8 protein-coding genes are annotated in these 7,899 nt (G+C 60.2%); 4 read left to right on the top strand and 4 right to left on the bottom strand.

Annotated features, from left to right (window positions below):
• Nucleotides 1-290: 290 nt before the first annotated feature.
• The 3 genes from VLY20_00215 to VLY20_00225 all read right to left on the bottom strand — a co-directional run bounded on the left by VLY20_00215 (nucleotide 291) and on the right by VLY20_00225 (nucleotide 2,343).
• Nucleotides 291-1,001 carry an N-glycosylase/DNA lyase gene (locus VLY20_00215; GenBank protein HUK55067.1) on the bottom strand — a complete coding sequence of 237 codons (711 nt, stop codon included), beginning with the start codon at nucleotides 999-1,001 and terminating at the stop codon, nucleotides 291-293.
• Nucleotides 977-1,804 (bottom strand): SUMF1/EgtB/PvdO family nonheme iron enzyme, encoded by an 828-nt coding sequence (locus tag VLY20_00220; GenBank protein HUK55068.1) that lies wholly within the window; start codon nucleotides 1,802-1,804, stop codon nucleotides 977-979. The genes VLY20_00215 and VLY20_00220 overlap by 25 nt, the downstream gene beginning before the upstream one ends.
• A 92-nt stretch (nucleotides 1,805-1,896) precedes the next feature.
• The gene (locus VLY20_00225) at nucleotides 1,897-2,343 is read right to left on the bottom strand and encodes a c-type cytochrome (protein ID HUK55069.1); all 447 of its coding nucleotides are present in this window, start codon (nucleotides 2,341-2,343) and stop codon (nucleotides 1,897-1,899) included.
• Nucleotides 2,344-2,621: 278 nt separating this feature from the next.
• Here VLY20_00225 and VLY20_00230 point away from each other — a divergent pair, with 278 nt between their 5' ends.
• Genes VLY20_00230 through VLY20_00245 form a run of 4 tightly spaced genes read left to right on the top strand, consistent with a single transcriptional unit; the run spans nucleotide 2,622 to nucleotide 5,918 of the window.
• Nucleotides 2,622-3,158 (top strand): chorismate lyase, encoded by a 537-nt coding sequence (locus VLY20_00230; GenBank protein ID HUK55070.1) that lies wholly within the window; start codon nucleotides 2,622-2,624, stop codon nucleotides 3,156-3,158.
• A 4-nt stretch (nucleotides 3,159-3,162) separates the two neighbouring features.
• A complete protein-coding gene (ubiA, locus tag VLY20_00235) occupies nucleotides 3,163-4,032 on the top strand; it encodes a 4-hydroxybenzoate octaprenyltransferase (GenBank protein HUK55071.1) in 870 nt (289 codons plus the stop codon).
• 21 nt (nucleotides 4,033-4,053) lie between these two features.
• Entirely contained in the window at nucleotides 4,054-5,085 is a 1,032-nt protein-coding gene (locus tag VLY20_00240; GenBank protein ID HUK55072.1) for a formylglycine-generating enzyme family protein, read from the top strand.
• A 59-nt stretch (nucleotides 5,086-5,144) separates the two neighbouring features.
• Nucleotides 5,145-5,918 carry a formylglycine-generating enzyme family protein gene (locus VLY20_00245; GenBank protein ID HUK55073.1) on the top strand — a complete coding sequence of 258 codons (774 nt, stop codon included), beginning with the start codon at nucleotides 5,145-5,147 and terminating at the stop codon, nucleotides 5,916-5,918.
• Between the two features lie 34 nt (nucleotides 5,919-5,952).
• Here the strand turns inward: VLY20_00245 and VLY20_00250 are convergent, their stop codons facing one another.
• Nucleotides 5,953-7,686, bottom strand: a complete 1,734-nt coding sequence (locus VLY20_00250; protein HUK55074.1) for a DUF255 domain-containing protein — start codon at nucleotides 7,684-7,686, stop codon at nucleotides 5,953-5,955.
• Between the last annotated feature and the right edge of the window lie 213 nt (nucleotides 7,687-7,899).

A 7,899-nucleotide genomic window follows, 5' to 3' on the forward strand; every position in this document is an offset into this window, starting at 1 on the left:
CGCAACCCAATAAGTCGCACAGTAGCCCTACAGCAATGATAAATTGTACTCCTCGCATCATTTTAACTGTATTTCATCACAATATGAATAACAATCTTCACCGAAGAGTCATATTGGTTGTTAAACCTATTTGAGCAGGACTATTAACCAATGCACCCCATGTTATAACAGCATCGATTGGCTCACTTCCATAAAATATAAAAAACAGGGGTCAAATCTTTTGTTAATAGTTTTTTCCTGAGTCCCCTTCACCCTGCTACAAACCAGTACTGGAATAATTATAACTGACCCTACTTCAATATCTTCCCCGTCTTCCGGCTCCAGAGCAGGAGATCCAGCTCGTCCATGTCGATGCCGGTTTGGTCGGCAAAGGCCCGCATTTTCCGTTCGATACGGCGATACCGTTCCGGGTTGAGCGGCTTGCGGTTTCGCCGGATCACGCCGAGCTCGGACAGGCAGTTGAGGATGTGCTTGTCCAGGATGGCGTAGCCCCGGTAGCCGATGTTCCGCAGAAAATGACTCGCCTCCTTGAACCCGATCCCTTTGATGTCCGGGTTGAAGACAAGAAAATCCCGGCGGGTCTCATGATCCGGAAACGACCGGAGCAGTTCGCCGAGTTTGAAGCCGTGCTCCTTCTTTAAGTAGTCGCGCGTATGAACAATATAGGAGGGCCGTTTGAGCTTGTATCGAAATCCGCGTCGGAGACGGTGCTGAAGCGTCTCAAGATCGGCCTCCAGCACGATGTCCTTGATCGCATCAACCGTCTTCATCCCCATCTCGGCGCTGGAGTTGGCCGCCGCGATGCAGAAGCAGAGCTCGCGGAAGATCGCCTCGTCCCCCTTTTCAAAAACCTGCCGGAATTCGCTCAGACGGGAACGGATGGCCCCTTGCTTCCATCGGTAATCGCCCATCAACGATTCAAGGGTTGCCTGCGTAGAAGGCCGCGCGACGGATTTTTTGCCGGCGGGCGTATGCTTTACGGGGGGGCGTCTTTTGCGCATCGGAAACCGACATCTTCGAGGGCGATATTCGGGGGGAAATACAAGCGGTAGGTCGCGCGGGCTTCAACCTCTTTCACTACTTCCAAAACTTTTGCCGAGAAATGCCCCAGGCCCGCCCAGGAATTCCCGCGGGCGACGCGATATTTCTCGCCGAAATCGTCCGAGACGTAGGAGCCGCCCGGATAGGGTTTGTACCAATCCGCCGTCCATTCCCAGACGTTTCCGATCATGTCGTAGGCGCCGAACGGGCTTCGGCCCGTTGGAAAGCTCCCGACGGGCGTCGGTCCGGGTTGAAGACCGCCGACATTCGCGCGGCGTGGATCGAAGAAAACGCCCCAGGGATAAATCCAGCCCTCCGGTCCCCGGGCGGCCGCTTCCCATTCCGCTTCGGTCGGCAGCCGTTTCCCGAACCATTGACAATACGCGTCGGCCTCCGCCCAGTCCACATAGGTCACCGGAAGCCGTTCCTGATCCGGACGGGGGCGGCCGTTCACCCAATGCGGTAGAGCCGGAAAACCCCTGGCCGCGACGAACCGGGAATAATCGGCGTTCGTGACCTCGTAGCGATCGATCAGAAAGGAAGAAAGCCGGACGCGGTGGGCGGGACCCGCATCCAGGACCCAGGGCTTGGTGATGCCGGCCTCTTCGGCCGCGGCTTCCAACTTCAGCTCGTCGGTCCCGATCAGGTAGGACCCCTTTGGGACCGGAACCATCTCCTCGGGAAGTTTGGAGGCGCAGCCGTGGACGGGTATCACGAGCAGCAGTCCGAGGACGCCGACGAAACGAAACAACATGCGGTGCATGATGCACGAAGCCGAACGATCAAGTCAACAGAAATAAAAAGGCCCCGTTGACCGGGGCCTTTTTACGAAAACGAACGAATCGGATCGACGGATTATTTCCCGCTGAACGTCCTTTCGTAGGCCTGCACCTTCTTGGCCTCGTCGTCCGTCAGAATGCCGGTCTGCACCGCCGGAATCATGGCCGTGCCCGGGCTTCCGTTTCGGATGACGTAAAGCATTTCTCCATCCGTCTTACACGCATGAAACTTGGCATTGGTGAAATTCCTGGGAGTCGGATCCAGGGCCTTCCCGGCATCGCCGTCGCCCTTGCCGCCGAGTCCGTGACAGGTGAAGCAGGTGCCTTTTCCTTCGAAGATCGATTTACCCTCGGCCACCGCGGCCGCATCGCCCACATAAGCATTCTTTTCGGCCTTGGCCGCGGCCAATTGGTCCGCAGGCACGCGGGTCTTGCAGGGATCCGCTTCGGTTCCCGCATAGACGATATAAGAACCGGAAATCAAAAGAGCCAACAACACCAAACTTGCCAACCCGTACTTCATATCTCCTCCTTCTTCGTGAAAAATTGTGTATGCGGTCCGCCGCCTAAAACGTTTAGGGGGATGCGTCATCACCGTGCGCGATGGAGCGTCCATGGAAACGGCCCGTACTATATATTCTGAAGCGCAATTTGTCAAGAATTTTTTTACCTCCGCAGACGTCCCTCCCATCCGGCGGGAGGATTCCTTGACAGCCGGCGCCGTTTTCAGTAAAATGATTTCCCGTGTCTGCCCCTATTTCAACCGGTTCCGTCCGACTCGAACATTCGATCTCCGCATCCATGTCCTCGCCGATCCGCTGGATCCCGGCGGACGGGGTCTTTAAAAGCGACGCTCCCGTTACGATGGATCCCGTCCTGCGCATCCTGCTGATGTCCGACGGCAGCACCACGACTCTGCTCCAGGCCCTGTGGCTGACCCCGGTCGAGGTCCATGTGATCCGCCAAAGGGAAATTTCCCTGGACGCGTCCCCGGCCGAGTTTCTGACGGTCGAGCCGGGGACGAAGGCCCTGGCCCGCGAGGCGTGGCTGTCGACGAAAGGTCAACGACGGGTGTACGCTTCTTCGATGATGCTGCTGGATGCTCTTCCCCGCGCGCTGCTCAAAGGCGTATCGGACGGGCGAAAACCGCTGGGACTTCTGTTTTCCGAGGCGGGGCTCCCGATCGTGCGGGATGGTCTGCAGGTCGCGTCCTTTTCCGACCCCGCCGGGAGGCCGTTCTGGATGCGCCGATATCGAATGAGCCTCGGACACAGATCGGGCCCCAGGCCCCTCGCCGCGATTTTGGAGCAGTTCATCGGTGTTCCGCTTTATCCTTGAAATAATGCCTTCCGCCGTCAAAGATAAACTTGGGGCCGCGTCGGACCTCATCCGTTTCACGAAGCCTTACGGGACGCTTCTCCTGTTGATGCCGACCCTCTGGTCGCTCGTGGTCGCGGCGCGGGGAACGCCCCCGCTCAAGCTTCTTCTGATCTTCATCGCCGGCACGTTTCTGATGCGAAGCGCCGGCTGCGTCATCAACGATATCGCCGACCGGAAATTCGACGGCCGAGTGGAACGGACCCGGACCCGTCCGCTTCCCTCCGGCCGTTTGACGGTGGCCGAGGCGGCCGTGATCTTCGGCCTGTTGCTGGCGGGCTCGCTGATCCTGGTTTCCCGGCTCAATCGGTCGGCCCAGCTGTTAAGTTTGATCGGAGTCGGTCTCGCGGTTTTCTATCCTTTTTCGAAACGCATTACTTCCCTCCCGCAGATGGTCATGGGCGTCGCGTTCGGCTGGGGATCGATCATGGCGTGGGCCGCCGTGCGCGATTCCCTTGAACCGCCGATGATGATGATCTTTCTGGCCAACCTTTTCTGGGCCGCGGCCTACGATACGATTTACGCCCTCATGGACCGGGAGGACGACTTAAAAATCGGCGTGAAGTCATCCGCCATCCTGTTCGACCGGCACGTCGGACTCGCCGTGGGAATTTTGTTCGGGCTCTCTTCCTTCTTTTTTGTGCTCCTGGGCTTGACCGCCCACCTCGGGCCCGTCTACTACGCCTCGATCGCCATGGTCACCGGATGGTTTACGATCCAGGCCCGGACGATCAGACGCCCCTTGAATCCGCAGATCGCCTTTTCGTTGTTCAAATCCAACGTCAGCGTCGGCCTCCTCGTTCTCCTCGGTCTATTCCTTGATTATCATTTATAAGGCGGAGACCGGTCGAAGCGCATGAACACCCCTTGGATGAAATGGACGACCGGCACGGCGATCGTCGTGGCCGGGTTGCTCTCCCTCCCGTGGAACGGCCGCGGCCAAAACGCCGGGCCGATGGATCCTTCCCTGTTTCCAAACGGCACCTGCAAAAATTGCCACACTTCGGCGGGCCCGCCCAAGGCCGACTACTCCAAGCCCGAATGCGCCGAGTGCCATTCCGTTCCGGAGGAAGGCCGGCCCAGTCCGGCGGCCGACCCGCCCGCCCCCCGCGGCGGGCACGGCAAGCCGGGGCAGGACGTTTCCCCGATCACGAACACGATGATCAAGATCCCGGCCGGAGTCTTCATCCTCGGCGACAACGGCAGGCCGGCGTCCGAAGGCGCCGGCGACCCGGATGAAATGCCGGCGCACACGTTCTATCTCGACACGTACCTGATCGACAAGTATGAAGTGACCAACGCGCAGTATAAAGCGTTCGTGGATGCGACGAGCCACCGGGCTCCGAAACACTGGCAGCCGTCCCGCGCCGGCGAGGGATCGAGCATGACTTATCCTCCCGAGAAGGCGAATCATCCGGTCGTCTACGTGGATTGGTTCGACGCCAACGCCTATTGCCACTGGGCCGGCCAGCGTCTTCCGACGGAGGAAGAATGGGAGAAGGCCGCGCGGGGGACCGACGGACGCGATTTCCCCTGGGGGAACACCTTCGACGCCAAAAGGGCCAACACGCCCCAGTACTGGCTGGCCCAAAACAAAGACGGCGACACGATGCCCGTCGGCAGTTTCGAAAACGGGAAGAGCCCCTACGGACTGTATGACATGGCCGGGAATGTCTACGAATGGACGGCCAACTGGTACAAAGCCTATCCTCGGAATCCGGAACCCAATGCGCATTACGGGGAGAAGAACAAGATCGTGCGGGGCGGGTCCTGGTACGACTGTCTATCCTACGGCTGCGGACTGAGCTCTCCCAGCTATAACCGGTCCCGTTTCGACCCGGAAATTCGGAACAAAGGGTTCGGATTCCGATGCGCCAAATCGTCGTAGGTCGGAGCGCAATAGTCTGCGTCCCTGCGGTCATCGCCCGTCTGGGTTTGATAGCCGCCATGCTCATCGCGTCGGCCTGCAGCCGCACGCCGGAGGGAATGGTGGCGGTGCCGGCGGGCGAATTCACGATGGGAACGGACGAACAGGACCCGCAAGATAAGGCGGCCGACTTCGGAATCATGAAACCGTTTTTTAAAGACGAGCAGCCCGCCCACCGGGTCAACCTGCCCTTCTATTTCATCGACAAATATGAAGTGACGAACGCCGACTATTCCGATTTCATCCGGAAGACGGGGCGCAAGCCCCCGCCCGACTGGAGCAACGGCCAATACCCCACGGGTAAAGCCCGACATCCGGTCGTCTACGTCACGTGGGAAGACGCCGGCGCCTACTGCCTCTGGGCCGGAAAACAGCTCCCGACCGAGGCGGAATGGGAAAAGGCCGCGCGCGGCCCGGACGCTTTAAAGTACCCCTGGGGAAATGAATTTGACGAAGCGCGCGCCAACGTGAACGGCCAGGTCGGCGGAACCACCGAGGTCGGACAGTATGAAAACGGCCGCAGTCCTTACGGGGCCTATGACATGATCGGAAACGTCTGGGAATGGACGGACGACTGGTACAAACCCTATCCGGGCAACACCTACGCGTCGGACAAATTCGGCGAGAAGGTCAAAGTCCTCCGCGGAAACTCCTTCGCCGGGCTGGGCCATTTCCCTCCGACCGTTTATCACGAGGTCAAGGCCCACTACTCCCGGGCCGGCTACCGTCTTTTCATGGCCCCCGACGGTCTCGTCAACGACGTCGGCTTCCGCTGCGCCAAATCGGCGAGATGAGAACGATGCGGCGAGGACGATTCGTGAGTCGCCCTTACTTCAGATTTTCCAGATCCTCCGGCCGCAAAACCGGCGGAAGGCAGGTTGTGCCGATGCAGACGTAGGCCGCGGGCTGCGAAGCAACCGGATAGCCGAGCGAGGCCACGCGGTCGCGGCTCTCTTCGGAATCCAGCGGGAGGACGACTTTCCAGGGCGCCTTCATCCGGTGCGCCGCCGCCGTCAGCGCTTTCCATTGCGGGTCGGTCCGCCGCCCGACAACCGTAACATGGCGCGGCGGGTATAAAAACCGCTCGAGCGCCAGGCCGAAGGGCGCGGCATGATGTTTATAGGGACGATACACGCCCGCCAAATAATTAAGCGTGCCCCGCGCCCGACCGCGATACCCTTCATCGCCCGTCAGATGGAACAGACGGACGAGGCCGATCGCGGCGACGGCATTCTCGTACAAGGGCTTGATCCGGACCTTCAGAATCCCTTCGCGATCGGACTTCTCCGGCGGGCCCGCCGCGGCGGGCAGGTCCCAATAGGCACCCGCGTTCTCATCCCACAGATGCAGGTTCATGATGCCGGCCAGCTCGTCCGCGTGGTCCATGTACCGCTTTTCGCCGGTCGCCTCGAAGGCGTCCGCCAGGGCCGCGATCATGTGGACCTGGTCGGAAAGATAGCCCGGCAGCGACAGCCGTTCATCGAGGCAATGATACATCCCGAGCTCGGCGTGCCGGCATCGGGCCAGCAGAACGTTGATCAATTGGAGCGCGGACGTCTGATAGGCGTGATCCTTGAGCAGGTGACCGGCCAAGAGCAGCGCCGAAGCGGCCGCGGCGTTCTGATCCGTGTATAACGTTCGATCCCGACGGGGCGCTTCCACCCCGGCCCGGTCCTCCTCCGACAGCGCGTAATAGTCCTCGTCGGCCGATTGACTTCCGCAGAACCAGGCTTCGCCCTCGACCGCAAGCGACGTGTACAAATAATCCAGAATGTCGTATGACGTAAAGCGGTAGGATGCGTCCCCCGTCAGGCGATGCGCCCGGAGATAGACCGTCAGCATCCGCGCGTTCACCTCGAGGAGCTTTTCATAATGCGGCCGGTCCCAGTCCCCGCGCGTGGCGTAGCGGAAAAATCCACCGTCCACGGGATCGCGGAGACCGCCGTCGCGCATATGATCCAGAGTCGCTTTCGCCATGTCGAGCCCGCTCGGACGGTCGCCTCGATCGTGGAGATGCATCACTAGCTCGATCGCCCAGGGCTGGGGAAATTTGGGCGGCCCTCCGAAGCCGCCGTATTCGGGATCAAAGGCCCTTGTAAGAAAATTGGCGATGGTCTCGAGCGCAAGCGGCAGCGCGTCGGCCGCCTGCGGCTTGCGGGCCGCGTTCCCGTCAACGGCCTTGGACAATGCCGGACGCGCCGGGCCCGGCTCGCGGTCCTTTTGAACCTGGGACAGAAGCTCAAGCAGCCTTCCCGTGGGCAGATAGGTGTCCCCGACGATCACCTGCCCGTCCGCGTCCAGCACGGCGACGGTCGGCCAGCCGCCCATGTTGTAGCGACCGTTGATGTCGGGACGCTTGTCGCTGTCGACCCGGATCGGAATAAAGTCGCGATTGAGGCGCCGGATCACTTCGGGATGGTCGAAGCTCTCGCCGTCCATGACATGGCACCAATGACACCACACGGCCGAGATGGAAAGGAAAATCGGCCGGGACGACTCACGGGCCTCTTGAAAGGCGTCGCTCCCCCAGGGGCGCCAATGGATCTGTTCGGTATTCTGCATTCGATGCGTATTCGAAGAAACCGATTCAAACGACATTCGTCATATTCCCGCGGCGGGTCCTATCCATCGGCAGCCCCGCCTCCGGCCACCCGCCGGATGTCATTTTAAAATTGTCGTTTGTATTAAAACGGACGGGGGCCGCCGGTTTTAAACCGTTCCGGCACGCGGAGCATTTCTTCGTCGCTCATCATGGCCATCCGCGGAGGGGCATAG

It is taken from the genome of Nitrospiria bacterium, assembly GCA_035517655.1.
Taxonomy (GTDB): domain Bacteria; phylum Nitrospirota; class Nitrospiria; order JACQBZ01; family JACQBZ01; genus JACQBZ01.